Source organism: Mesorhizobium cantuariense (assembly GCF_042647205.1).
GTDB lineage: Bacteria > Pseudomonadota > Alphaproteobacteria > Rhizobiales > Rhizobiaceae > Mesorhizobium > Mesorhizobium cantuariense.
On the sequence record NZ_JBHRVD010000001.1, the window covers coordinates 1070530 to 1095360 of the forward strand.

Annotated in this window: 25 protein-coding genes; 9 read left to right on the forward strand and 16 right to left on the reverse strand. The window is 61.1% G+C overall.

What is annotated here, in order from left to right; all coding sequences use genetic code 11:
- The 10 genes from ACFOJ9_RS05035 to ACFOJ9_RS05080 form a co-directional block, all read right to left on the reverse strand.
- The gene (locus tag ACFOJ9_RS05035; RefSeq protein WP_378977269.1) at window positions 1-597 is read right to left on the reverse strand and encodes a hypothetical protein; all 597 of its coding nucleotides are present in this window, start codon (window positions 595-597) and stop codon (window positions 1-3) included.
- A complete protein-coding gene (locus tag ACFOJ9_RS05040; RefSeq protein WP_378977271.1) occupies window positions 594-1199 on the reverse strand; it encodes a L,D-transpeptidase in 606 nt (201 codons plus the stop codon). The genes ACFOJ9_RS05035 and ACFOJ9_RS05040 overlap by 4 nt, the downstream gene beginning before the upstream one ends.
- Window positions 1183-2346, reverse strand: a complete 1164-nt coding sequence (locus ACFOJ9_RS05045; RefSeq protein WP_378977273.1) for an AAA family ATPase — start codon at window positions 2344-2346, stop codon at window positions 1183-1185. Before ACFOJ9_RS05045 ends, ACFOJ9_RS05040 begins: the two co-directional genes overlap by 17 nt.
- The gene (locus ACFOJ9_RS05050) at window positions 2343-2981 is read right to left on the reverse strand and encodes a TadE/TadG family type IV pilus assembly protein (RefSeq protein WP_378977275.1); all 639 of its coding nucleotides are present in this window, start codon (window positions 2979-2981) and stop codon (window positions 2343-2345) included. Before ACFOJ9_RS05050 ends, ACFOJ9_RS05045 begins: the two co-directional genes overlap by 4 nt.
- Complete coding sequence (locus ACFOJ9_RS05055; protein WP_378977277.1) at window positions 2975-3463, reverse strand: TadE/TadG family type IV pilus assembly protein; 489 nt, start codon at window positions 3461-3463, stop codon at window positions 2975-2977. The genes ACFOJ9_RS05050 and ACFOJ9_RS05055 overlap by 7 nt, the downstream gene beginning before the upstream one ends.
- A gap of 7 nt (window positions 3464-3470) precedes the next feature.
- Window positions 3471-4985: a TadE/TadG family type IV pilus assembly protein gene (locus ACFOJ9_RS05060; protein ID WP_378977279.1), complete on the reverse strand. Its 1515-nt coding sequence runs from the start codon at window positions 4983-4985 to the stop codon at window positions 3471-3473.
- Window positions 4986-5056: 71 nt separating this feature from the next.
- The gene (locus ACFOJ9_RS05065; RefSeq protein ID WP_378977281.1) at window positions 5057-5350 is read right to left on the reverse strand and encodes a hypothetical protein; all 294 of its coding nucleotides are present in this window, start codon (window positions 5348-5350) and stop codon (window positions 5057-5059) included.
- Window positions 5337-6770 (reverse strand): type II and III secretion system protein family protein, encoded by a 1434-nt coding sequence (locus ACFOJ9_RS05070; protein WP_378977283.1) that lies wholly within the window; start codon window positions 6768-6770, stop codon window positions 5337-5339. Before ACFOJ9_RS05070 ends, ACFOJ9_RS05065 begins: the two co-directional genes overlap by 14 nt.
- A 54-nt stretch (window positions 6771-6824) precedes the next feature.
- On the reverse strand, window positions 6825-7865 hold the full coding sequence (gene cpaB, locus ACFOJ9_RS05075) for a Flp pilus assembly protein CpaB (RefSeq protein WP_378977285.1): 1041 nt from the start codon (window positions 7863-7865) through the stop codon (window positions 6825-6827).
- 97 nt (window positions 7866-7962) lie between these two features.
- Window positions 7963-8184, reverse strand: a complete 222-nt coding sequence (locus tag ACFOJ9_RS05080) for a Flp family type IVb pilin (protein WP_378977287.1) — start codon at window positions 8182-8184, stop codon at window positions 7963-7965.
- A 566-nt stretch (window positions 8185-8750) separates the two neighbouring features.
- On the opposite strand from ACFOJ9_RS05080, the gene ACFOJ9_RS05085 reads away from it, so the two are divergent.
- The 6 genes from ACFOJ9_RS05085 (at window position 8751) to ACFOJ9_RS05110 (ending at window position 14386) form a co-directional block, all read left to right on the forward strand.
- Window positions 8751-9842: a phosphatase PAP2 family protein gene (locus ACFOJ9_RS05085; protein ID WP_378977289.1), complete on the forward strand. Its 1092-nt coding sequence runs from the start codon at window positions 8751-8753 to the stop codon at window positions 9840-9842.
- A gap of 88 nt (window positions 9843-9930) precedes the next feature.
- Window positions 9931-11313: a CpaF family protein gene (locus ACFOJ9_RS05090; protein WP_378977291.1), complete on the forward strand. Its 1383-nt coding sequence runs from the start codon at window positions 9931-9933 to the stop codon at window positions 11311-11313.
- Window positions 11313-12284 carry a type II secretion system F family protein gene (locus tag ACFOJ9_RS05095; protein WP_378977293.1) on the forward strand — a complete coding sequence of 324 codons (972 nt, stop codon included), beginning with the start codon at window positions 11313-11315 and terminating at the stop codon, window positions 12282-12284. Before ACFOJ9_RS05090 ends, ACFOJ9_RS05095 begins: the two co-directional genes overlap by 1 nt.
- Window positions 12285-12300: 16 nt before the next feature.
- Entirely contained in the window at window positions 12301-13251 is a 951-nt protein-coding gene (locus tag ACFOJ9_RS05100; RefSeq protein WP_378987569.1) for a type II secretion system F family protein, read from the forward strand.
- A gap of 54 nt (window positions 13252-13305) precedes the next feature.
- Complete coding sequence (locus ACFOJ9_RS05105; RefSeq protein ID WP_378977295.1) at window positions 13306-13845, forward strand: tetratricopeptide repeat protein; 540 nt, start codon at window positions 13306-13308, stop codon at window positions 13843-13845.
- A gap of 1 nt (window position 13846) precedes the next feature.
- Window positions 13847-14386: a prepilin peptidase gene (locus ACFOJ9_RS05110; RefSeq protein WP_378977297.1), complete on the forward strand. Its 540-nt coding sequence runs from the start codon at window positions 13847-13849 to the stop codon at window positions 14384-14386.
- A 476-nt stretch (window positions 14387-14862) separates the two neighbouring features.
- Here ACFOJ9_RS05110 and ACFOJ9_RS05115 read toward each other — a convergent pair whose 3' ends face one another.
- Window positions 14863-15303, reverse strand: coding sequence for a hypothetical protein (locus ACFOJ9_RS05115; RefSeq protein WP_378977299.1), 441 nt, complete (start codon window positions 15301-15303; stop codon window positions 14863-14865).
- Between the two features lie 442 nt (window positions 15304-15745).
- Between ACFOJ9_RS05115 and ACFOJ9_RS05120 the strand changes: the two genes are divergently transcribed.
- The gene (locus tag ACFOJ9_RS05120; protein ID WP_378977301.1) at window positions 15746-16765 is read left to right on the forward strand and encodes an isopenicillin N synthase family dioxygenase; all 1020 of its coding nucleotides are present in this window, start codon (window positions 15746-15748) and stop codon (window positions 16763-16765) included.
- A 343-nt stretch (window positions 16766-17108) separates the two neighbouring features.
- Window positions 17109-18431 carry an LLM class flavin-dependent oxidoreductase gene (locus ACFOJ9_RS05125; protein WP_378977303.1) on the forward strand — a complete coding sequence of 441 codons (1323 nt, stop codon included), beginning with the start codon at window positions 17109-17111 and terminating at the stop codon, window positions 18429-18431.
- 79 nt (window positions 18432-18510) lie between these two features.
- Here ACFOJ9_RS05125 and ACFOJ9_RS05130 read toward each other — a convergent pair whose 3' ends face one another.
- Genes ACFOJ9_RS05130 through ACFOJ9_RS05150 form a run of 5 tightly spaced genes read right to left on the reverse strand, consistent with a single transcriptional unit; the run spans window position 18511 to window position 23510 of the window.
- Window positions 18511-19827 carry an aspartate aminotransferase family protein gene (locus tag ACFOJ9_RS05130; protein WP_378977305.1) on the reverse strand — a complete coding sequence of 439 codons (1317 nt, stop codon included), beginning with the start codon at window positions 19825-19827 and terminating at the stop codon, window positions 18511-18513.
- Window positions 19824-20609, reverse strand: a complete 786-nt coding sequence (locus tag ACFOJ9_RS05135; protein WP_378977307.1) for an N-formylglutamate amidohydrolase — start codon at window positions 20607-20609, stop codon at window positions 19824-19826. Before ACFOJ9_RS05135 ends, ACFOJ9_RS05130 begins: the two co-directional genes overlap by 4 nt.
- Entirely contained in the window at window positions 20609-21931 is a 1323-nt protein-coding gene (locus ACFOJ9_RS05140; RefSeq protein WP_378977309.1) for a glutamine synthetase, read from the reverse strand. The genes ACFOJ9_RS05135 and ACFOJ9_RS05140 overlap by 1 nt, the downstream gene beginning before the upstream one ends.
- Window positions 21928-22575 (reverse strand): cysteine hydrolase family protein, encoded by a 648-nt coding sequence (locus ACFOJ9_RS05145; protein WP_378977311.1) that lies wholly within the window; start codon window positions 22573-22575, stop codon window positions 21928-21930. The genes ACFOJ9_RS05140 and ACFOJ9_RS05145 overlap by 4 nt, the downstream gene beginning before the upstream one ends.
- Complete coding sequence (locus ACFOJ9_RS05150; RefSeq protein ID WP_378977313.1) at window positions 22572-23510, reverse strand: MurR/RpiR family transcriptional regulator; 939 nt, start codon at window positions 23508-23510, stop codon at window positions 22572-22574. The genes ACFOJ9_RS05145 and ACFOJ9_RS05150 overlap by 4 nt, the downstream gene beginning before the upstream one ends.
- Before the next feature lie 145 nt (window positions 23511-23655).
- Here ACFOJ9_RS05150 and ACFOJ9_RS05155 point away from each other — a divergent pair, with 145 nt between their 5' ends.
- Window positions 23656-24822, forward strand: a complete 1167-nt coding sequence (locus ACFOJ9_RS05155; protein ID WP_378977315.1) for an NAD(P)/FAD-dependent oxidoreductase — start codon at window positions 23656-23658, stop codon at window positions 24820-24822.
- The last annotated feature ends 9 nt before the right edge of the window (window positions 24823-24831 follow it).

The following is a 24831-nucleotide window of genomic DNA, read 5'->3' on the forward strand; positions in this document are numbered from 1 at the left end:
TCAGTTGATCCTGCGGTAATAGACCTTGCCGTCAGGCTGCTGGATGCGCTGGTAGTTGGAGCTTGGGGCAGGGGGCGACGCCGATGCAATCCTCTTCCTGGACGCACGCGGCGCTTCGATGACGCTGGGCTCGCTCGCGCTCTCGCCGTCGAGAGCTTCGGGTGCTTCCGCCAGCGTGCTGGTGGTGATCTCGGACGGTTCCGCGGCACTCGACATGGCCTCGCCGCCGGCGACCGGCAAATTCTGTCCCAACCGGGCAATGCTGGCATCGATCTCGTTGAAGCTGCCTTGCAGCTGGCTGTCCAGTTTTTCGAACCTGCTCTGGAAGCCGTTGTTGACCGTGTCGAGCCGTGCCGCGATCCGCTGCTCGAACGCTCCGAGCTGCTCCAGCCGCGCTTCGACGAAACGCAGGTCGCTCATGCCCCGGTAGAGATAGATCGCGGCCGCCATATTGACCCCGGTGATCAGCAAGGCACCGCTGGCGATGAGGATGCCGATCGTCTTTGCCTTGCTGGGTTTCTCGACGGCAACCGGTTCGCGCTGTTCCTGATTCCCGATATCGATCGCCGGCATGTCCGGTTCGCTGATCATCGTCATTGGACCACCACCTTTGCGCCGACAGCGACGCGCTTGAAAAGATCGATCACATCCGTATTGGTAAGACGAAAACAGCCGGATGTCCCGTCGAAGCCGACACCTGACGGATCGTTGGTGCCGTGTATGCGGTAGAGCGTGTCGCGCCCGTCCCGAGACAGATAGAGCGCCCTTGCGCCGAGCGGATTGTAGGGGCCGGCGGGCACCATTTTCGGCAGCTCCGGCTGGCGGGCCCGCATTTCCTGTGGCGGGCGCCACTCCGGCCATGCGGTCTTGGCCCCCACCTTGACGGTGCCCGTCCAGCCAAATCCGTCGCGCCCGACGCTGATCTGGTAGCGCAGCGCCTGGCCCTGGCGGGTCACCAGGTAAAGCGCCTTCTCGTCCTTGCGGATGATGATCGTGCCTGGCTGCTCGGTGGTTGCGAAGGCAACGGCCTTGCGCAGGCTGGGCCCCATCGCCGGCAGCGGCGGCCGATCCGAAAGGCTCGATCTCGCCTGGGCGAAATCCTGGGCGGACAAAGCCAGCGCCATGCCGAGCACGCAGGCGCCGGCTAGCCGCCCAGCGATCCGGTATCTCGCGATCCGATATCTATCGGGCAGCGTCATCGAGCCGCTCTTTGAACATCCGCTTCAGATCCTTGTTGAAGCGCGCCCGCACATCCACCTCGGAAGGCGGGATGGCCCGGTTCAGCGCGTCGGTCAGAAGGGCGTTGTCCAGCGCGACCGACTTGATGTGCGGCGCCTTGAATATCTTTTCGAGCTCGCTGCGCGAAAAATGGTTCCCGAACCATTTGCGCTTGTGCTTGTTGGCGACCAGCGTGATGTTGACCGCATTGCCGCGCAACTCGCGGATCTTCTTGTAGAGCCGCTTGCCTTGCCGCAGCGAAGCGACATTGAGTTCGAAGACGATGAAGATCTCGTCGCTCGTCGACAGCACGGAATTGTGCCAGGGCGTTTCCAGATTGGGCAGGTCGATGACGATGTCGTCGAAGCGGTAGGCGACCAGGTCCAGCAGCCGGAAGACGAAATCGCTGCCGTGCGGCTCGAACGGCAGTTGCGGCCGCTCGAACGCATAGAGGGTGAGGCCGGACGGGCGCGACAGCTTGATGACATCCATCAGCTCGACATCGAGCCGTTCCGGCTGGCCGATGATGCCGGCAAGGTCGAACTGGTTGAACAAATTGAGATAGGCGCCGCAATTGGCGCTCTGGAAATCTAAGTCAACGAGACAGGTGGATGCCGCGCGCTCGGTCGATTTCGAGGCCAGGAATTCGGCCGCCGACAGCGCCAGCGTCGTCGCACCAGCGCCGCCGCTGGCGCCGATGAAGGTGATGATCCGGCTTTTCGTTCCCTGGTTGCCGGTATCGTGGAAGGTCACCGCGTTGAGCAGCTCCTTGCCGTCGAGCGGCTTGTGCAGCCAGTCCGAAGCGTTCATGCGCACCAGCACGCGCGTCTGTTCCGAGGTCAGCTCGTCGGAAACCGCAATCAGCGGCACGGTCGCCCACAGCGCGCGCGCCTCGACGATGCCCGGTCTGCCGAGCAACTCACCATTGCCGAGATCGAGAATGACGATGCCCGGGCGCGTGTCCGCCGGCGGCCCCTTGAGAAAGTCGCTGGTCTCGGAAACCCTGACGTCATAGATCGCCAGCGCATCGAGCCGCGTCGCCACATCGCGCTTGAAATTCGGATCCGACGAAAACAGCGCCACCTGCTTGCGCTTGGTCGGCGTAACCTTGCTGTGGATGGCATTCATGGTGTCCACGTGCTCTTTAAATCTTCGCCCGTGACCGTGCTCAGCATGGAGGGCATGGTGATGTTTCCGAGACCGAGCAGTGCACCAAGGAAGAAGAACTGGAAGGGATGATCAACAATGCTGACCGTTATTGTCGGAACCGGCCCACTTGGTCGAGTCCAATAGCCAAGACCAGACGCCTGGTATTGGATACTCACCTCGGATTTCTTAAGATTTGGCAGGAATAAAGACATTCCTGCACGGCCGCCACCACCGCTGTAGATAAAGTCAAAAGCGGTCTGGCTCACAGTGAGGTTCTGACACGTAGCGCCTGCGCCACAAGTGCAAGAGACGGTTCCAGCGGCATTGGCCGTGCAGACATAGTTGTAGGTGTTTGCGGGCACTGCGGTCCCGACTTTGGTTGCATCACTCTGCGTTAACGTCTCAAGTGCAAGCCCGCTGGCGACGGGGGTAGAAATCTGCGCCAGTCTTGCGCCGGCCTGCACTGCTTTGTTCCCGGCGTTCCACTGGTAAAAGGCGTAGCCGAAGTCGACGAAACCAAGCAAAAGCGTCAGCAGCAATGGCATCGCAATGGCCATCTCGACCATTGTCGTTCCGTATTGTTCGGAGCCAAACTTCCGGCCAGCCGTCACCATCCGAAGACACGCTCCTGATGAGAGCCTCCTATCTCGATACCTCCAAAACCGAGATAGCCCAAAAAACCAATATCCTGATAGGGCATCGAGGTGCTGACCTGCACGACGTCCACCGTGCCGGTGCTACTGAGATAAATTATGTTGCCACTACCGTCGATCGCTGCGGTGGAAGTCTTGCTGATCGTGACTTCACCCGTGGTCCATCCCGGAACCCTTGCGCTGCCGCTTGTAACGGCGCCATTTACCGCAAGGTTTTTTGCCAGACCCTGGCAAGTATCCCAATCGCTGCTGCAACGCGCCATATAGCGCGCCGCATCTTCGACGCCTGCTTCAAGGAGCAGGCGCGTGTTCAGAACGTTGGAGAACTCAAACACACCGGCCGATAACAGCAATACGAGTGGTACGGTGATCGCGACTTCCACCAAGGCGGCGCCACTTTCGTCGCCTTGGAACCGCCGGATGATTTTGCCGAACCTGGTCATGTCGACTCTACCGATACAGCTGGGCTTCGTTTCGGAATGCCTTGTCTACAAGGGTGTTGTTGTCAAACGGTCCATCGACGTCAACAATCTCTAGGCTGATCGGCTTCTCCGCGCCGTTGCCCTCGGGGTCGTCATCCTTGTTCTGCTTTGAAACCGGGGTGTTTACGAAGACGCTCGCATACCCATCGGGCTTTAACTTGGTGTGCCCGTTGATTTTATCCTCGTTTGCTTTGCAGTTCACAATCGCCAAGTTGAGCAGACGGCGATCGGGGTCCGGCGTCGGATTGGCGCCCTTGAAGCAAGACGGTGTCCCGGTTTCTCTTGTCGGTGCCAGGGACTTATCCCCGACGAGCCCGTTCGCAATCTCGTATTTATAGACGTCATACCGCGAAGCCGGCGCGGTGTTTGATACCGGGTTGGTTAAGCTTGGGATCGGTGGATAGGCGCCGCCATGGTTGGCGTTCCAGTACGGGGTCCAGAAGGACGTCGCATCGGTAATTTTGTCAGACATTCCAGGGTGGCCGACGTCATAGTTGTCACCTGGGGGGAGAGGCAGCGCCGTTCCATCTGCAACCGGGTCATATTTGGTGCAGCCGTTCTTCTGCCCCTTGCGGACATTGCTCGCAGGCCGGTAAGCCCAATTCTTGTTCTCCTTATTGAGGGAGCCACTATAGAGATCGAACCGGGTATTCAGCCCCGCATTGACCTGGCCCAAGGTGACGCCGGTCTTCGTGGTGAGCGCATCGCGGTTATAGCAGGTGCCAGAAGTGCCCATCGCGATGGCATCACGCAACGAACTCAGGTTGTTGTCGATCAACCCGAAATTGCCGGGACCGGGGTTGTTGTCGACCTTCAGGATACGGAACTCGCGACCATAGGTGTCGCCAGAGGCAAACGCCTGTTGGATCGTCTGACTGGTCAACGGGTCGGTCGTTTCGAACGGGTTGCACATGAAAATCGGCACGGTTTCGCAGATCGACTGAACAAACCCGGCCACGGCCTGTGGCTGGATATCGATCTTGTCAGCGCTGCCAACCATGCTTGCAGGAAAGATCGTCGAGAAGGCGCCGGCCCCATCCGCCAAGCCGGAAGCTTTCACCGTCACCAGGGAGAATGACACCGCCTTAGGATCGGTGCTTGCCCAGTTGTTCCCGTCACCATCGACACCGTCGATACTAAGCGTGGTGTTGTCGCTGGCTGGAATTCCGGTCAGATAGGTGACTGTCACATCAGCCGCGGAGAGCGTGTGATTGTCTGCGGTTGAAAACTTGGTTTTGTTGGTGAGAAGCGTTGTCTTCGCCAACTCGGCTCGGGTGATGGAATCCGCTCTGCCATCCAGCTCCGCCGCCGTCGCAAGCGCAAGCGCATCGATACCCTTCTGAAGATCGTTGTGAAGGCCGTTGACCCTGCTCACATCGATCGCCAGCACCGAGAAACCGATCAGAACCGGCAGCATGATAGCCACGAGGATCATCGCGACGCCGCGTTGATCGTTCCAGAAGGCTCGAATGGTCCCCAACATGACCCTACTCTCTTTCACCTCGCGCCAGGGCTCCTCGCATGCCCGGCGCCCTCCGCATCCTTCCGTTCAGTTCACTGCGTTGTCACACCCGAGTTGCCGACATTGACCGTGATGGGTGGCGGCGCCGGCGGCGGCGGCGGATGTTTGTAGTTTTGGGCAACATTGGCAGCGCGCGTGCCGTCACCTTCGATCTTCGTGTTCTTTGAAGCCGGGTTGAGCGGGTCGACCGTCTGCAGCAGCGAATTGAATTTCTGCGTGTCGCCGGCGGCCAAGGTCACCGAATCGTAGTTGTTCAGATAGTCCGCGGCGCAGCCCGACAGCGCGCCGGCGCACAGAACGAGGATCAGGACGCTATTTCTTGACATAGAGCATCTTGTCCTTCGATTTGAAGTCGAGCATGTGGCCATAGGGGCCGGTGACGCCGTCGCCTTGTTCATACTTCCTGATCATGTCCTTGTTCACCTCAAGCTGGCCAAGCAAGAACAATTCGGGATCGTTGGCCGGCCGTGTCTTGTCGAACGGCGTCGCCAGTTGTTCGCCGGGCTTCACAGGCCGCACGATGTGCGGTGTGACGATCACCACCAGTTCGGTTTCTTCCTTCTGGTTGCTCGAATTGCGAAACAGCGCCCCGACAATCGGCACCTGGCCGAGCCACGGCACCTGGTTCTGAAGCTTGGTGGTCTTGCTCGACAGAAGTCCGCCCACGGCGAAGCTCTGGCCGTCGCGCAACTCAACCACGGTCGCCAGCTTGCGGTTGGTGAAGATCGGGTCGCCGGCGGTGGTGAAGCCGGTCAGGTCGCTGACCTCCGGCGCCAGCTTCATATGGATCTTACCGTCGTCGAGCACGACCGGCGTGAACGTAAGGTTGACGCCGAATTGCTTGAAATCGATCTGGACTTCGCCATCCGTGCCGACGCTGCGGATTGGGACTTCCCCGCCGGCGTTGAAGCTGGCCGGCTCGCCTGAAAGTGTCGTCAGGTTGGGTTCGGCCAGCGTGCGCACCACGCCCTTGGCCTCGAGCGCCTCGATGATCAGGTCGACCTTGATGTTGCTGTCGATCACCTGGGTGATCAATGACGCGAAAGGATTGCTGTTCGACAGCAGACCCGACACCAAAGTCCCTGGGTCTGCTCCGACTGGAGTGGTAGCTGCGATGCCCGTCCCAAACTTGGTTGCATTGCTGCCCCTGCTCCTGAGCGACACGCCGAGATCGCGGCCGGCATTGCGCTTGGCTTCCAGCACGCGCACTTCGAGATTGACCTGCTGGCTGTCGTCCACAGTGACGGAATTGATGATGGCGTCAGCGCCATATTGCTGCGCCACTTCCATGATTGCCGCCAGCGTGGCGCCGTCCTTGACATGGCCGCCAAGCCTGACCCTGCCGTTGACCGAACCCACTTCGATGCGCGACTTTGGCGCCACCTGCCGGATTGCCTGCGCCATGTCGCTGACATCGACGCCGACCTCGATCTGCAGGGCGCCGAGCGAGCGCTTGTCCGTCGAGAACAGATTGACCGTGGTGGTGCCGGCGCCCTTGCCGATGACATAGAGCGTGCGGTCAGTCATCGGCTGGGCATCGGCGATCTTCTCGTCGCCAACAACGATATCGCCCAGATTGGCACTCACCTGGATCGTCACCGATTGCGACATCGGCAGGAAAATCCGGTGCACGCTGGGGGTCGACACGTCGATGAAGCGGTCTGCAGCGTGAACTGCGAAGCTCAACGACAGCAACGCACAGAAAAAGGCCAGAACGGCGGTCAGTGATCCCCGAAACACGCGCATTAACGCTACCCCCTCGCCGGCTGATTCGCTCTCCACGTATCTGATATGCCGGTGTTATTTTTGTCGCGGCACATCATATGTTTCAAGCTTTATACCCCGAAAGACACCGACTGTCGCCCGCGCCGGTGGTTCCGGCTGCACATATTTGACCACTTCCTTGACAACTTCTTTCACCTGCGGCTCAGATGCCACAGCCGGCGCCGGCTTGACCTTGCTCAACTCGTCGAGACGGCTTCCCACCCGTTCCACGGCCTGGGTCAAACCGGCCATCTTGTCGTCGGCGCGTTTGCGCTCCGCCGCGGCCGCGGCTTCCGCCGCTGCCTTCCTGTCGAGCTCGGCCTGCCTGGCGGCGACGTCGGCCGCGGTTTCACCGGTCAGGTCGGAAAGCGTTACGCGTTGGGTCGTCTCGCCCTGGCTGGCCGCTGCCTGGCGAAGCGCCAGCGACAATTGGCCAGCCCCTGCCGCGAGGGTCAGTTTCTGCGCATCCTTGGTGCTGGCCTCGAGCGTCACCGACTTCACCACCGTCGGATTGTCCTTGCTTTCGTCGGCCACCTGGTCGACGGCAAGCACCTTCATGCTCTGCAGCAGCACGTCGACAAAACTCTTGTCCGCGCCATCGCCGCCGCGCACGGTCTGCGTCAGCAACACATCGACGCGGTCACCTGGGAAGACGAAGCCGGCGACGCCAAGCACGTCGTTGACGCGAATGGAAACGGCTTTCATCCCTTCGCCGAGCACCGCCGAGAGCGTAGCACGCTGGCCGGGGCCGGTGATCTTGCTGGCAAGAACGGGTTCGTTTGTGCTGATCGCCTGCAGCGCCTGCCTTGCGCCTTCGCCGGCCAGGGCATCCTTGGTCGTCTTGAACGCGCCCGCAGGTATTGCGCCCGCCGGCCAGGGAATTTCGCGCAGCTTGTCCGCGCTGAGTGTGTCGCCGAATTTCAGCGGCATTGCCGCTACCACGACCGTATCGCGCTGGATACCATTCGACTGTGCCATCGCATTGCGCTGGCCGGCCAGCCAGATGTTGGCAAGCACCACCGCCAGCACGCCGAACACTCCGGCGAGAACAATCATGATCAGAGTATTGGCACGCATCTTCCCACCCCAAATCGCCCCCCAAGGGCGATGCTAGATTTTCGTGATGCAGAAAGCCCGGGTCGGGACCGAGCGGTCCCGACCCAGCAGTTTATGGTTACGGTGTGCAATCGCCGCCGGCGCCGCCACCGGCCGTGACACCCTTGGTGTTAAGGTTGGCGCAAAGGCCGGTGAACTGATCACCAACCCAACCGCCGATAGCAAGGATTGCGAGCAGCGAAACGGCGGCAATGATGCCGACAAGGATGGAATATTCGACCATGGCAGCGCCGTTTTCGTCGTCGCGGAACTGCCGGGCCATCGTCATGAGCTTCTTCATGCCAATTTCTCCCTTTGGAGGTTTGAACCCGACGAGACGAGCCAAGGATGAAATCCATACCCAAGCATCCCCCGTCATCTCAATCCTAGGTCCCGCGAAAAAGCAGAGTCAAATGGGATTAAGGGTTCGTTAACGTTTGAATACCTGATCTGCCAAGGTTCGAGCCGATTATAATTTTAGCAAGATCTTGATTCGACTGATTTTTCAAGCGTTCTTAACCATTCGTTCACAATTCCGTCCCAGTTGGGGGTATGCCGCCGGAACATTAGACGTAGTGCATATTCCTTTATATCTAATGGGTTACGGCTTATTTTTGGGACAACACTGCCCATTTCGGTTCGTAAAGTTCCGTGAGGGTAGGTGGGAGGGCGCTTCGCGCAAATAAAAACGATATTTTCGGGAGAGCTGCCTTAACTATGTTGTAAGTATTGGCTCTGAGTCCGCCACCAGGCGCTTGCCGCCTCCCGTGGTTAATGGTTAGTTTACTAATCGCAAATTTAGCATTGGCTAACGCGTCGACGTGAGCCGGTCGGGGGCAACAGGCAATGAGTGGGGAGCAGGTGGTCATGCAGGTGTCGCATCATGGATGCGACGTGACTGTTGATTTGCCTCACGCCAGACCGACGGGAAGTTCAGAGTATAAATCGACTCAAGGCAGGGCGGCAAGTTTTCGGGGCCGTCAGCTCACTGCGTTTGTTATGACCTTGCTCGCAGGGCTCGCGGCTGCAGTTTTGATCTGGTACCCGTTTTCGACCGTAAGCGTAGAGCCGGTTCTTTGGCTTCGAACAGCGATCTCAGCAATGCCTATGGTCCTGCTGTGGGTTGCGCTTGGCGCGATGCGTTACCAACTTCGCAAAACTCCTTTTCGCTATCGCGACATGTTGAGCGATGTCGCAAGCAGGCTCCAGAGTCTGATCGTGATGTTGAGCGTAATCACTCTCTTCTCGATCGAACTTTTGTTGTTGTCCTATTTGGCAACCGCAACCAGCCGCCCCCTGATGGACGTATATCTGGCCGCGGGCGACGCTGCCCTGGGCTTCGATTGGGTGGCATATGTCGGGCGACTGAACGAGCATCCTTGGATAGCGTTGGTACTTTCGTGCGCCTATTTCAGCCTGAAGATTCAGTTTCTGCTGTTGCCAGCCATCCTTGCCTTGACCGCCCGCCCGGGCCGGCTAAAGGAGTTCGCCGCGCATTTCGGGCTGGCCGGTTGTTTGACCTGCCTGATCATGATTGCGGTGCCGGCGGCGGGGACTTTTGATTTCTACCACCCTTCGCCGGAGCTTTTGAGTTCATTTGGTCCCGGTGCCTCGGCGCGGCACCTTGAACAGCTCCACGCACTTCGGATGTTGAAGCCGTTCCTGATCCAGAATCCGGATGGTCTTGTGACCTTCCCATCGTTCCATTCTGCACTGGCAGCGATATTTGTCTATTCCGTGCGAGGCATTCGTTACGTGGCGCCCCCCGTCTATCTGTTGAACGCTATGCTGATACTCGCCGCGCTGCCAGAAGGCGGTCACTACCTTGTCGATATTCTTGCGGGATTCGCGGTCGCCGCCGTCTCGATTCAAACGGTCCATTTGATTGCCAAACGCAAGACTCTTCAACAAACGGGTTACGAAGATGCGCAATCGTCGGGGGCGGAGACCAGAGCATGACCTTACTTAGCTATGGGATTAACCGCCTTGCGAACTCCTTGTGGCCAGTCAATAGTATCCGTTCAGCGGCATTGGGGACTTACAGAAGATGCTAGGTCGTTTCATCAAGGGACCGAGTGAGGCGCGGGCGCTGCAGGAGCCGGCGCCCGTAGCGGTGATGCCCAGCGTTCCGTCTCCAGAGACGGTGGTCGCCGAGGGCGCCGACGCTTTCCTGACGCTCAAGGTTGAGCTTCATCGTCACCTGATCGATCGCTTCAATCTGACCGCTCTTGAAAGTGCGTCCAAGGATGAGATCCTGAATGAGATCCGGCCGATCGTTCGCGAGTTCGTTCGCCTTCGAAACGTGCCGCTGAATGCCCGCGAACTCGATCAGCTGACCAGCGACACGGCCGACGAGATGCTGGGGCTCGGGCCGATCGAGCCACTGCTCAAGGACGATTCCATTACCGATATCCTGATCAACACCCACAAGCGCGTCTTTATCGAACGGCGTGGCTTGGTTGAAGAGACGGCAATCCGGTTTCGTGACGAGGCGCATCTGCTGCGCATCATCAACAAGATCGTCTCCGCCATCGGCCGCCGCGTCGATGAATCGTCGCCAATGGTCGATGCGCGTTTAGAGGATGGCTCGCGCGTCAACATCGCGGTGCGGCCAATCTCGGTCGACGGTCCGCTGGTGTCTATCCGCAAATTCTCGAAGAACCCTTATTCGCTTGAACGTCTGATGGCGCTCAACTCGATCAAGCAACAGATGATCGACCTGCTGCGCGTCGCGGTGCAGGCGCGCAAATCGATCCTGGTTTCAGGGGGCACCGGCAGCGGCAAGACGACCTTGCTCAATGCGCTATCGAGCTACATTCCGTCCAGGGAGCGCCTGATCACCATCGAGGATGCGGCGGAACTGCAATTGCAGCAGCCGCATGTCGGTCGGCTGGAGACACGCCCGCCCAGTGTCGAGGGGAAAGGCGAGGTTCGCCAGCGCGAATTGGTCAAGAACGCGCTGCGTATGCGGCCGGATCGTATCATCGTCGGCGAGGTGCGCGGCGAGGAAGCCTTCGACATGCTGCAGGCGATGAACACCGGCCATGAAGGCTCGATGACCACCATCCACGCCAACACCCCACGCGATGCGATCTCGCGGCTGGAGCAGATGGTTGGCATGGCCGGGATGCCGATGACGCACGAGTCCATCCGGGCGCAAATTGCTTCGGCCATCGACATCATCGTTCAGACACAGAGACTGTCGGACGGCGGCCGGCGCGTGACATCGATCTCGGAAATCACTGGGATGGAGGGCAATGTCGTGCAACTGCAGGAAATCTATCATTTCGTCCGGCGCGATGTCGCCGCCGATGGTACGATCATCGGCGAATTTCGCGCCACCGGTGTCAGGCCTAGATTTGCGGCGGAAGCGGCAACGCTAGGGCACCATTTCAGCAAGGACGCTTTCAATCCGCAGGTTGCGCTCTGATGCCGTCCGGCCAGGCACTGCTGTATTTTATCTACGTCCTTGCGGCGGCGTCGGTCATCCTCGCCGGCGAGGCCCTGTATCTTTCCTTTTCCGGTCGCCGTGCGGCGGTCGGCGCCATCAATCGTCGGTTGAGGCGATTGTCTGACGAAGTTCCGGCAGAACGGACTTTGCAAAACCTGCTGCGCGAGCGGGGGCTGACGGAATCGGGGGACTTTCTTTTTGGGCTCATCGGACTGAACAGGCTCTATACCCAATCCGGAATCACTGGAAACCCGCTGACATTCGCCGGTATATTTATCTGTGCCGGGTTGGCATTGGCGCTCGTGCTGTCGTTCCTCTTCGGCTTGTCGGCAATGCTGGGACTCGGTGTCTTCATGGTTGTCGGGTTTGCGTTGCCGCTATTCATGCTTCGCCGCGCGCGCAGAAAACGAATCCTGAAGTTCGCGACGCAACTTCCGAATGCACTCGACATGATCGTGCGCTCGCTGCGCGCCGGACATCCAGCCTCTGTGGCCATTGGCCTTGTGGCGCGCGAGATGTCTGATCCCCTGGGGACGGAATTCGGCATCGTCTCCGACGAGATCACCTTTGGTCTAAGCATGGAACAGGCAGTGCGAAAACTGTCTCAGCGGGTCGGCTTCGAGGGCCTTCACCTGCTTTCGATAGCGCTCTCCATTCAGTCCAAGACCGGTGGCAATCTTACCGACATTCTGGCTAATCTTTCCTCGGTTCTGCGTGAGCGGCAGAAGTTGCGAATGAAGATCAGAGCGCTTTCGTCCGAGGGGCGGGTCTCAGCATGGATCATCTCGCTGTTTCCAATAGTGATGTTCTTGGTCCTTCAGCTCATTGCCCCGTCCTATTATGGCAAGGTATGGCACGACCCCACGATTATGCCCGTGTTTTTGGGTTTCGGCGTATGGGCTCTGTTAGGCGACTACATCATGTATAGAATGGTAAACTTCGATTTTTGAGGAGCGTGCGATCAACCTGCTTTCTAACATCAACGACCTGAGTTTTCTGGTCTCCGTCGCTGTTTTCGTGGCTGCGGTGGCCCTTTTCCTGTTTGGCGCGCTTGTCTTCTTGCCGGCCCTGCAGACGCGAAAGCTCGTCGCGCGAAGCCTCATGGCCGAAGGTGCGGTTGATCCTCGCTCGCTCGCGGGTCAGGAACAGTTGGTCAAGATCGCGGCGCAACGGCCGGTCGACGCATACTTCCGAACGATGGAGAAGGAGCGCCAGGAGCCGAGTGCGCTTGAAGCAAAGCTCTTCCGGGCCGGCTTCTATCAAGCGAGCGCTCCATTGATCTATACGCTGTCGCGACTCGGCGTGGTGTGTGTCGGATTTTTGGTTGCCTACGCACTTCTGCCGCGAGTGTTGCCATCGCATCTGCCCGGGTTCGTCGGCCTCGCCGGCTCAGCCCTGCTGGGATTGGGGTGCATAGTGATTCCGGCCATTCTGCTTGATCGCTTCGAGAAGGGACAGAAGGAAGTCTACCGTCGCGGGTTCCCAGATTTCATGGACATGATGATCACCTGTGCCGACGCCGGCATGAGCCTGGAGGCAGCGGTCGAGCGAGTTGGCTCAGAGTTGGCCGGCACCCATAAATGGTTGGGCATCCAGCTTGCGATCATGAATCTCCAACTGCGGGCGGGAAAGTCCTTGCGCGAGGCGTTGCGTGAACTCGCAGACCGCATTGGGCTCGAAGAAGCGAGAGCGCTGGCCGTGCTGTTCCGGCAATCAGAAGAGCTGGGCACCAGCCTGACGGACGCACTGCGCGTCTACAGCGAAGAGATGCGAGGCCAGAGGATTCTGACCGCGGAGGAGAAAGCCAACTCACTGCCCGTGAAAATGATGATACCGTTGGGGCTGTGCATCTTTCCAGTCGTGCTGATGGTCATCATGTTGCCGGTGATCATACGGATGAAGGGGATTTTCTTCTAGTTACATGTATGCTTTGGTCCTAATGTGAGTCGGGGGACCCTCGAGGGAAACTATATGAGAAGGGTTATCGCTGTCGCAGCCTGCCTGTTGACGGTTGTGCTTGCTGGCTGCCAGACGGACGCCACCGACGGTGTCATTCGTACCAACGAGCCGTCGAAGGGTGATGTGACGTCCTTCGGTGATGCTTTCGACGGGCTGAAGACGGTCAGCGATGTCGAATACCATGCCTCGGACCAGGCTGTTGCCGAAGCCAAGAACCAGTTCCGCGCGGAAAACTACGGCAATGCCGGCGCCCTGTTCTTCAAGGCGACGCAACTGTCGCCCAATGACGGCAACGCCTGGATGGGGTTGGCCGCCTGCAGCGACCGGATTCATCGCTTCGACCTGTCCGACCGGGCCTATGCCCGAGCCTTCAAGCTGGTTGGCCCGACGCCCGAATATTACAACAATGTCGGCTATTCCTATTTGCTGCGCGGCAAGCTGCAGGACGCACGCTCGAATTTCCTCAAGGCCTATGAACTGGCGCCCAACGATCCAACCGTCGCCAACAATCTGAAGCTGCTGTCGTCAAGCGTGCAGAACATCGAGCGCTAGCATGTTGCTCGTCGAATCGCTGCTGCTGAAAGCGCTCGCCATCCCGCTGCTGGCATGGATTGCCTGGATCGACTTCACCACCCAGAAGATATCTAACCGCAACGTGCTGCTGCTGCTCTGCCTGGGGGCGGGGAGCCTGCTGCTGCTGTCGCTCCAATCCGGCTCGTGGTTTGACATGGGGCTGAGCGCTCTGGCCGGACTTGTGTTGTTCGTCGCGCTGCTCCCGTTCTGGGCGCTGCGCAAGATCGGTGCCGGCGACGTAAAACTGATGGCTGTCGTGCCCTTCCTGATCGGCGGACGCGACCTCGCGGTGTTTTCAGTGCTGCTCCTGGTTCTCGCCCTCGCCACCGCGGTGATCGTGAAAAGACCCTTCATGCTGCCTGCGGGCGCTTTTCGGCTCATCGTCCAGCATCTAGACCGCAAGGGTGTGGTGCCGTTCGGAGTGCCGATCTCGATAGCCGCGATCTGTACGATAGCGTTCCTGATCTACAAAAGTTTGGTGCTGGCGAGCAGCTCTGGGATCCTGGATCAGCTTAACTGACCTCGACAGCTCGCTTCGCTGAACGCGCTGCGATCGACGCTCGCCAAAGCCGATGTCTGTTCACCTGTCACGCCAATGCAGAATTGCTCTTGAGGGCATCATGTTGCCCGTTCGGTCACATGGCCACGAACTCGGGTTAACGGGTTCCTTCGGAGCCTTCGCCGGCGCGTCGGCTGACGGAGTATTTAAACGAAAAACCCGCCTGGGCGGCGGGTCACTGGCGCAAATCAGCACCATGGACGAACATGTACCATAACTGAGGTCACGGAATCAAGAAAAAATTCCTATCGTGAAATGCTACCGGCACAAAGCTGCTGAAACCGCCGAACTGGCTGTCGTCAGGTCTTTTGTTAACCTGAGTTCGGAGCCCTACGTTCGGCCACGAAGAGCTTGTCGAGAAATCAGGTTGATGGCTAAATAAACGATCACAGGGAGAAGGCAGCATGGCGCTTCACCTTTCGGCGGATGCCCCGGTTTCAGTCGCGGCGCCTCCGCAGAAATATCTCTTTGGTCCGTTCATCGACTTTTTCATGCTTGGCGGAAGCGCGTTCCTGATCCTGCCGGTCCTGTATTTTGTGCCTCTCAAATACGAAGGCCTCGTGGCGCTGACGGCGTTTTTGCTGTCTCATCTGATCAACCAGCCGCACTTCGCCCACTCGTACCAGATTTTCTATCGCAATTTTGCGCGACTGATCGGTGCCGGCGCTGATTGACTGGATCAGCCGCAGCTTTGGTGCGTGCACCGCCAGTTCATTGCGCCATAGGCCGGAGACGACGAGGACATCCGCCTCGGCGACACGCTGCTCCAGTTCGGCGACGCTGCGGACCTCGAAGCTGGGCATGGATTGCCCGCGCGTCAGGAACTCGTCACGCAGCCGATAGGCGGCGTGAGCGAAGCCGATGGTGAGCTCAGCCATGCTGAAGCTGCGCCAATGGGGCGACCCCGACACCAGGCAGCGCCTGGTCCAGTGTCGAAACGACGACAAGCACGGCGCGTGCCGCATTCTGAGGATGCACCGCGTCAGCCTCTCTGATTGCCAATTGAATCAATGCGATCCAACCTAGGCCAAGCCCGAACAAACTGACAAGCCGCTAGCCAGTCGAGGTCCATGTTGTCCATGGCCAAGTCGCGCTCGAACGGGTCCACGAGATGCATTGCGGACAAAATACCTCTTGGGAACGTTATTTGCCGACAGGCCATAATATGCAGCGCTGACGTTCTTCCATTCGACCCAGATTGGACTGTCTGTTGCTTTGATCGGCACGCCTTGCGTGTCATTTTGGAGACGCCATTCATGCTCTTGCCGGTGACCGCTTCTACTTTTCCTGGCCAAGGCAGACAAAACAAGGAACCTGACCATGCCCAGAATTGTGCCGGTGCTTGACCTGAGCCGCCTCGAACAAGGTGCGTCCGAGTATCGTACCTTTCTCCTGGACCTGCGCACGGCGGCCCGGGACGTCGGCTTCTTCTACCTCAGCGGCCACGGAATTTCCGCCGCGGAGATCGACGACGTGCTCGATGCCGCGCGCCGGTTCTTCGCGCTGCCGGAGGCCGACAAGCTGGCCATCGAAATGGTCAAGTCCTCGCAGTTTCGCGGCTATACCCGCGCCGGTGGCGAACTGACCAAGGGCGCGGCCGACTGGCGCGAGCAACTCGACATCGGCGTCGAGCGCCAGCCCATCGCGCAGGGGCCTGGAATTGCGCCGTGGACGCGGCTGCAAGGGCCGAACCAGTGGCCGTCGGCACTGCCTGAACTCAAGCCGGCGCTGCTGGCATGGCAGGCCAAGGCGACAGCAGTGGCGATCCGGCTGCTGAAAGCCTTCGCGCTGTCGCTCGATCAGCCCGAGGATGCCTTCGACGCGATCTACCGGGACTCGCCCAACCATCGCATGAAGATCGTGCGTTATCCCGGCCGTGACACGACCGAAGGCGACCAGGGCGTCGGCGCGCACAAGGATGGCGGCTTCCTGACCCTGCTGCTGCAGGACGACAACAAGGGGCTGCAGGTCGAATATGACGGAAGCTGGGTGGATGTGGATCCGCTGCCTGGAACGCTGGTCGTCAACATCGGCGAACTGCTCGAACTGGCATCGAATGGCTATCTGCGCGCCACCGTGCACCGCGTCGTGACGCCGCCTGCCGGCGTCGAGCGGATTTCCGTTCCCTTCTTCTTCAGCGCGCGGCTCGATGCGACCATACCGCTTCTCAGCCTTTCCGAGGAACTTGCGGCGCAGGCGCGCGGACCGGCAAGCGATCCCGACAACCCGTTGTTCCGTGATGTCGGCACCAATGTGCTCAAAAGCCGGCTGCGTTCACATCCCGACGTGGCACGCCGCCACTATGCCGATCTTCTCGAGACCGGAGCCGCGGGCTCGTGAGGGTTCCAGACCGCGGCGCACGAATTTTTGCCATTTTGTGTGTTTTTTGGAATGTCATTCGTCGCCAAGGCTTCGAAATAAGCTCAAACAGGTAAAATCGTTCGGCGGTTTCCTCCCATTCCGGTGGACGGTGTTCCCCTCTGAAGGTTTTAACCTTCTTTTGGCCGGGCCGCATTCGCGCCCGGCCATTTTTTATCCCGGGGTCTCGGGCGCAAAACTGAAATGCTGCAAAAGCCCAGCGTGGCGGAACAGAATACCTTCCCGAATTGGGCGGACCGTCCGATCCTGAGGTCAAGATTCGAGCGATGGCGCTCGATTGTATCGATCGGTCGGAACGACTTTCATGACACGCAAACAATTGCGGCTTGGCGCCTTCATGCGTCCTGTCAGCCTGCACACCGGCGCCTGGCGCTATCCGGGCGCCTATCCCGATGCCAATTTCAATTTCGCGCATCTGAAGCGCTTCGCCCAGACCCTGGAGGCGGCGAAGTTCGACGCCTTCTTCATGGCCGACCATCTGGCCGTTCTCAACATGCCGATCGAGGCGCTGCGGCGCAGTCACACGGTCACCTCGTTCGAGCCGTTCACGCTGCTATCGGCGCTGGCCGCCGTCACGGACCATATCGGGCTGGTCGCCACCGCATCGACCACTTTCGATACGCCCTATCATATTGCCCGTCGCTTCGCCTCGCTGGATCATATCAGCGGCGGGCGCGCCGGCTGGAACATCGTCACCACGTCCAATCCCGACGCGGCGCTCAACTTCGGCCTCGACGAGCATGTCGAACATGACGAGCGCTATCGTCGGGCGCGGGAATTCTACGATGTCGTCACCGGCCTGTGGGACAGCTTTGCCGACGATGCCTTCATCCGCGACGCCGAAAGCGGGCTCTATTTCGATCCGGCCAGGCTGCATGTGCTCGACCACAAGGGCGAGCATCTCTCGGTGCGCGGCCCGCTCAACATCGCGCGGCCGGTGCAGGGCTGGCCTGTCATCGTCCAGGCCGGCGCCTCGGAGGCCGGGCGGCAACTGGCGGCGGAGACGGCGGAGGTCATTTTCGCCGCGCATGCCGATCTCGCGGCGGGGCAGCGCTTCTTCGCCGACGTCAAAGGCCGCGCGGAGAAACTCGGCCGCTCGCGCGACGACATCAAGATCCTGCCCGGCGCTTTTGTCGTTGTCGGCGACAGCGCCGAGGACGCGCAGGCCAGGCGGGCGAAGCTCGACTGCCTCGTCTATTACGAGAGCGGCATTGCCTCGCTATCGATCGCCATCGGACATGACGCGTCCGGTTTTGATCCCGACGCGCCCTTGCCGGAAATCCCCGAGACCAATGCCTCGAAGAGTGGCCGCGAGCGCGTCATCGAACTGGCGCGCCAGGAAAACCTGACGGTCAGGCAGCTCGCGCAAAGGCTGGGCGGCTATTCCGGCCTTGCCTTTGTCGGCACACCTGAAACAATCGCCGACGAGATGGAGGAATGGCTTGTCGCCGAGGGTTCCGACGGGTTCAACGTCATGTTTCCCTACCTGCCTGCCGGGCTCGATGATTTTGCCGAGAAGGTCGTACCCGAACTGCAGCGGCGAGGGATATTCAGGCGACAATATGAGGGATCAACGCTGCGCGAGAATCTCGGCCTGAAGCGGCCGCCCAACCGGTTTTTCGAGTAGAACGTCCTTCGCAGGGAGGCTCCCAGGCAAGCGTCCGCGTCTTCGTTTGCGCCAGGATTTGCCTGCCCTGCTTCCCCCGTCACCACATCATGAAGGAGGCGACGTCCGCGTCCGAGACCTCGCCGGCATTCACGTCGGCGATCGCCTGGTCGACGATTGCCACGCCCTCGGTCATCTCGTCTTCCGTCAGCGTCAGCGGCGGCATGAACTCCAGCACATTCGCCTTCAACCCGACATAGGTGAAGGCGGCGCCCAGTTCGTAGCCGCGATAGATGATCTTGGCTGTGGTCGTCGCGGCAACGGGCTCGCGTGTCGCGCGGTCCTTGACCAGGTCGACGCCGATGGCGAGACCTCGCCCGCGGACATCGCCGATGATCTCGTGCTTTGCGCTGAGTGCGCGCAGCGCATCGGAAAAAAGCGTGCCGATCCGCGCCGAGCGCTCGACCAGGCCTTCCCTTGCGATGGTCTTCAGCACCGCGTTGCCGGCCGATGTCGCCACCGGGTTGCCAGCGGTAGTCTGCAAAGCGAAGGCCGGCGCATAATCCATGATTTCCTTCGGGCCGATGACCGCCGACAGCGGCAGCCCACCGCCGATGCCCTTGCCGAAGACGACGAGGTCCGGCGTCAATCCTTCGTGCTGGAAGCAGTGCATCATGCCGCTGCGGGCGAGCCCGACCTTGACCTCGTCGACGACAATTTTGATGCCATGCTTGCGGCAACGCTCCTGCAGCGTCTTGAGGAATCCAGGCGGCGGCACGATCAGCCCGCCGTCCGACATCAAGGGCTCGATGAAGACGGCCCCGACCTGATGCGGCGGGCAGGTGGTCTCGAACTGGTAGTCGAGCAGGGCCAGCACATCCTCGGCGCTGAAGTTCGGCCGGAACGGATCGGGGTAGGGCAGCAGAAGCACACCCGGCCGCGGCAGCGTGTGGGTCATGGCGGTGTGGCCGCTGATGCCCATCGAGCCCGAGAGGTTGCCGTGGTAGGAACCGATAAACGAGATGAAGCGCGAACGGCCGGTGGCCGCCTGCAGCACACGCACCGCGCAGTCATTGGCGTCGGACCCGGAATGGCCGAACCAGACGCGCCGTTCGCCTTCTCCCGGCGTGATCGCCAGCAACCGCTCGGCCAGGGATACGGCGGGCTCGTTCGGGTAGAGCAGCAGGCTAGCGCCAGCCATGTTGCGGATCGACGTCTCGACCGCTTCGACGACAGCCGGATGGCCGTAGCCGAGCACCGCTGGACCGGCCGATCCCGACAGGTCGAGCAAGGAGCGGCCGCCTTCCTCGATCAGCCGGTTGCCCCGGCCGCCGATGACGCTGAGCGGCGAGAAACGCAGCTTGCCGATCTGGGCGATGGTCGCGGCATCACGTTCGCGCAGGCTGAGATTGCTCACGGCACGGTTTCCATCTCGAGTGCCGGCAGTGCCGCCGCCAGGCGGTTCGCCCATTCCTCGATGCCGGAGCGTGTCGTCAACAAATCCTGCCGGATCTCGACGAGGACGGCGGGGATGCCGCGATCGTCGCCATGGACGGGCACGGCGTAGTCCGCGTCGCGGCTGATCACATAGGGCACGTTGGCCGCGACATTGAGCGCCGCGTCAGCGCGCAGGCCTGAAAGGATTGCTTCGGCGAGATCGTTTGCATGGTCATGCAGCACGCCGGCATGCCAGGGCCTGACAACGCCGAGGAAGACCGGCGTGAAGGAATGGATCGTCACGATCCGCGTCTGCCGGCCTGCTTGCGTCCGGCGGTCGAGATACGCGGCCACCCGGTCATGAAACGGCGAAAAGATGATCTCGGCACGCCGGGTTCGCTCCGCCGCATCGATACCGACATTGCCGGGAATATCGGTGTCTTCCGACAGAACCGGAATGCTGCCTTGGGTATGAAGCGGCCGGTTGAGGTCGATTAGCAGCCGCGAATAACCGCTGAGGAAGGCCGGAGCATCGAGCTTCGACGACAGTAGGCGGGTCACCTCGGCGGCGCCGATATCCCAGGCGATGTGGCGCTGCAGATGGCCGGCATCGAGGCCGAGCTGCCGATACTCGGCCGGCATGTGGTTGGACGCATGCTCGCACAACAGCACGATATTGGAATGGCCGTGCTCATTGAGAACCTCGACGGCCTCGGGCCAGTCTTTTTGAGCGGGCAGTTCTTTTTCAGTCTGTGCAGTCATCAATAGAGCGTCCGGTAGAGATCGCAGATGGAAGCCGGGTCGAGGCCGGCAAGGCGCTCGGACTCATGTCGCTTGAGGCCGACAAAGGTTTCGATGAAGACAGGCGCGAACCATCCCGTCACGGTGCTGTCGGCCAGCAGCGCGTCCAGCGCCGCCGGCAGGGTTTCGGGCAGGCGCACGAGACCGAGCTTTGCCCGCTCCGCCTCGCTCATCAGCGTCGGGTCGCCGGTGACCAGCGGCGGCGAGGGCAGGTCCGCCTTCAGCCCTTCCAGCCCGGCGCGGATGATCGCCGCGAGCGACAGATAGGGATTGCCGGTGGCATCGGCGGCCCGGTATTCGATGTTGTATTGCCGCGCCGGATCGCGTCCGCCGATCGTCACCGTCGGGCAGATGCGAAGCGAAGCCTCGCGGTCGCGGTCGGCGAGCCAGGTGTAGGACGAACTCCAGCTGTGCGGCTTCAGCCGGTAGAAGGAGGATACGCTCGACGCCGTCATGGCGGTGATGCCAGGCAGATGGCGCAGCACGCCGGCGCAGAAGGCGCCGGCTTTGGCGGAAAGGCCGCCGGGTTGCGCCGGATCGTAAGTCACCGGCTTGCCGGCCTCGTCGACGAAGCTGAAATGGATGTGGACGCCGTTGCCGACGGCATTCGGCGCTGTCTTGGGCGCGAAGCTCGCACGCCAGCCGGCATTGCGCGCCAATTCGCGCGTGATTTCGCGGATGGCGACGGCGCGGTCGGCTGCAGTCAGCGCGTCCGCCGGCTCATGCGTCACCTCGAACTGCTCGTCGCCGAATTCGGCGATGACCACTTCGGGCGCGACACCTGCCTCCTCCAGCGCCGCCATCAGGTTGGGCGCAAACGGGTCGGCGCGGCGCAGTGCGGCGAAAGACATCGAATGCGCCGGTGCGAAGCCGCCGTCGGCGACATGGAATTCATGCTCGAAGGCGGCGATGACCGACAGGCCGGTTGCGGCTTTCAGCTCGGCCAGCGCGTTTTTCAGCATCGTGCGGGTGCAGCCGAGCCACGGGCTGCCATCGAGTTCGACGATGTCGCCGGCAACCATGTCGAACGGCGTCGCCGATCCGGTGCGTGTCGTGCGAAAGCGCGCCTTGAGATCGGGGATCAGCCGCAGGTCGCCCGACGAGCCCCAGGGGTTGGGATCGACGATCGAGTTGAACGGCGTCAGCGACAGATTGGCCTGCAGCCAGCCGACGCCGGTCGTGGTGGTCTTTTGCAATTTGCTTTCGGCAACGAAGCGACCCCGCGTAACGGCGGAGAGATCCGTGGTGACGACGGCAACCAGAGGCTCGACGGTCGATGTCATGCCGTTTTTTCCAAAGCGTTGAAGCGGGCGACGACCGTGTCGGTGTCGGTGACCCAGCAGTAGCCGCCAAAGGCCTTGAGCGCGATGTCGTGGCGTTCCTGCGTGATGGTGGCGCAGGCGTCCGATACACAGGTGACGAGGTAGCCGCGGTCGGCGCCGTCGCGCACCGTCATGTCGACGCATTGATCGGTCAGCACGCCGACCACGACGAGATAGCGAATGCCGAGGTTCTTCAGGAGGTAGTCGACATTGGTCGAGTTGAAGATGCCCGACGACGTCTTCGGCAGCATGATCTCGTCGCCGACCGGCGCCAGCGACGCCACCGGCAGGCCCTCGGGGAGGCTGGGCGCAACATGGATCGGTGTCAGCTTGTGGTCGAGCGAGCGGTCGCGGCCGTCTTCGGTCAGGCTCTGGATGATGGTGTGCAGCACCTCGACGCCGTTGGCCCGCGCGGCGGCCAGCAGGCGCTCTTGGTTAGGGATCGTCTGCGACGATGTCTGCCGGTAGAAATAGTGATCCGGCCCACGCTCCGGATGCGACGGATCGGCGCCCGGCTCCAGCCAGATGCGCTGCATATCGACGAGCAACAACGCCGTTTCGCCGGCACGGAAGGCTTCGTTTCGCTTGGGTAGAGCTTGGGTCATGCTATGTCGTCCTGCTTTGCTGATTTAGGGCCGGGTATCTTTCGTGGTCCAAGCGTCTGGCGTGCGCCGTTCTCTTGTGGGTCGCTGTCGAGCGTCACCGCATTGGCATGCCGCACCTTTTCGAGCCGCTCGATGCGGGCGCGCGCGTCGTCGCCCAGCGTCGAAACGATATGGGCGACGAGGGCTTCCATCTGGGCGATCGCCGGCGCCAGCGTGTCGTAGGGCGAGGCGACTTCGAGCGGGCTGACGATGGTGACTTCGGCGAGATCGGCGATCGGCGACAGCCATTGGTCGGTGAACAGGACGATGCGCACATCGAGCGTCGCCGCTTGGCTCGCATAGGCCATCACATCGAGCTGGTAGCGGCGGTAGTCGAACACGACGAGCACGTCGCGGCGGTCGAGGTCGGCGAGCGTGTCGAAGATCTGCGGCGAGAGCACACCGAGATCGCGAACCTTGGGGCGAAACTGCACGAGATAGCCGGCAAGCATGCCGGCGATGTGGCGGCTGAACCGGCCGCCAACCAGCACGACCTCGCCCTTGGCCTCCATCAGCAGACGGGCCGCCCGCTCGTATGTCTGGACGGGTGTCGCGGCGGTGGCTTTCTGCAAGGCCGTGGTGACGCTGTCGAGATAGGCCAGCACGGCGCTGTCGTTGGAGCCGCTCTGTCGCTTGGCCTCCATCATCAGCAATGGCGAATGCAGCCTTGCTTCGACTTCGGCCAGGAGCTTGGCCTGGAAATCCGGAAACCCTTCATAGCCGAGCTTCATCACCAGCCGCACCACGGTTGGATCGCTGACGCCGGCGCGCCGCGCCAGCGACGAAGCGGTGCCGAGGCCGGAGGTCGGATAGTCCGTCAACAGCAGCCGGACGATCTTCTCCTCCGACGGCGTCAGCGTGAGATCCCCGCGCATCAGAACATCGCGTATCGCCATGGGCCTCCCCGAAATCCGTGTTCTCTTGTTTTGTCGAGTTTATTACAGAGATTTAAATCTCGGTCAACAATGAAGAGATGTTGACATTGCGTGATCGCTGGCCCTACCTTGTCGGAAAGCAGCCAAGAGACTGTGGGGAACAGCCATGCGAAACGGAAGCGACGTCATCGTCGTCGGTGCGGGTATTGTCGGATCGAGCACCGCCTATCATCTGGCCAAGGCCGGTGTGAAGGTCACGCTGGTCGAGCAGACCCATCCCGCGGGCGGCCCGTCGGGCAAATCGTCGGCGCTGCTGCATGCCTTCTACCTGATGCCGGAACTGTCGCAGCTTTCCATCCGTGGCCGTGAGATATTGGTGTCCTTGCCGGAGATCGCAGGCGAAGGTTCTTTCGTCACCGAGGTCGGCATGATGTGGGTCTGCGGCAACGACAACAAGGCGAGCTGGGCGTCGGCGGCCGAACGCATCCGCGGCGAGGGCGCGCGCATCGAGACATTGTCGCCGCAGGCTTTCGCCGACGCGGCACCCGGCTTTGCCCTGGACAATGTCGCGCTGGCGCTGTGGGAGCCGGAATATGGCTATGCCGACGCCTTCGGCGCCACCAACGCCATCGCCCGTGCCGCCCGCGCCAACGGTGCGAAGATCATGCAGAACACGCTTGTCGAAAGCCTTCAGCGGCAGGGCGACCGCATCACCGGCGTCACCTTGACCGATGGAACGGTGTTGGGGGCCGATACGGTCGTCCTGGCCGCCGGGCCATGGACGCGCCGCCTGCTGGCGACGGTGGGCTTGGACCTGCCATTGCATGTCGAGCGCCATCCTATGGCCGTGCTCGACGCTGCCGGCAAGGCAAGGCAAGTCATGCCATTCGCCTGGTGCGACGACATTTCCTGCAACTATGCGCGGCCCGACAATGACGGCGTCATCCTGGCCGGCACCTGGGCCGGCGGCGGCACCGGCCTGCGTCATGAACATGCGGGCCGCCCGCGCTTTGTCGAAAATCCCGACACCTACATGGAGGGTGTCGAGGAATCGGAATCGGTCGAAATCCTGGAGACCTTCGCCACCCGCGTGCCGGCCATGGCCGAGCTTGGCATCCGGCCGGGTTATGCCGGGCTCTACGACATGAGCCCCGACGACCTGCCGGTCATCGGCGCCATGCCTGGCGTCGAAGGGCTGGTCGTTTCGGCGGGATCCTCCGGCCACGGCTTCAAGACTGGTCCGGCCGTCGGCGAGGCGGTGGCCAGGCTGGTCACCGAGGGCGCCCAGCCGATCCTGGCGCCGTTTTCGCCCAGCCGCTTCAAGGCCGCGTGATGGCGTCGG